The sequence below is a fragment of the Anaerotignum faecicola genome, assembly GCA_024460105.1.
Classification (GTDB): domain Bacteria; phylum Bacillota; class Clostridia; order Lachnospirales; family Anaerotignaceae; genus JANFXS01.
Genome location: JANFXS010000403.1, coordinates 1 through 419, shown reverse-complemented (window position 1 = coordinate 419; position 419 = coordinate 1). Strand labels below are relative to the sequence as shown.

Annotated in this window: 1 protein-coding gene; it reads left to right on the top strand. The window is 44.2% G+C overall.

Annotated elements, in window-relative coordinates:
- On the top strand, nt 1–322 hold a 322-nt coding region (locus tag NE664_14590), incomplete at its 5' end, for a helix-turn-helix domain-containing protein (GenBank protein MCQ4727863.1).
- Nucleotides 323–419 lie beyond the last annotated feature (97 nt).

The window sequence follows — 419 nt, the reverse complement described above, 5'->3', positions numbered from 1 at the left end:
CTCTTCGGTGGACCAGGCTATCGCCTATATGGAGCAAAATTATTACCTGGATCTGGACTTAAGTATGATCTCCGACCTCATCTCCATGAACAGCAGCTATTTCAGTTCTCTGTTTAAAAAGAAGACTGGCATGAATCTGATCAATTGTCTTCAAAATGTGCGGATTGAAAAATCGAAACAGCTTCTGTTGAATTCCAATCAGAAGCTGTACGAAATATCAGAAGCTGTGGGGATACCCAACGTAAAATACTTCTGCAAACTTTTTAAAGACTACACAGGTGTCACTCCCTCAGAGTTTCGGAAACATGAACATTCTTTTTAGAAGGCGTTCACACACGCACTCCGCGCGGCGGTATCCTTCAGAACCCGGCCCAGGGGATCTCCCGCCGCGCCTAAAACCAAATTACACCAAAAAAGAA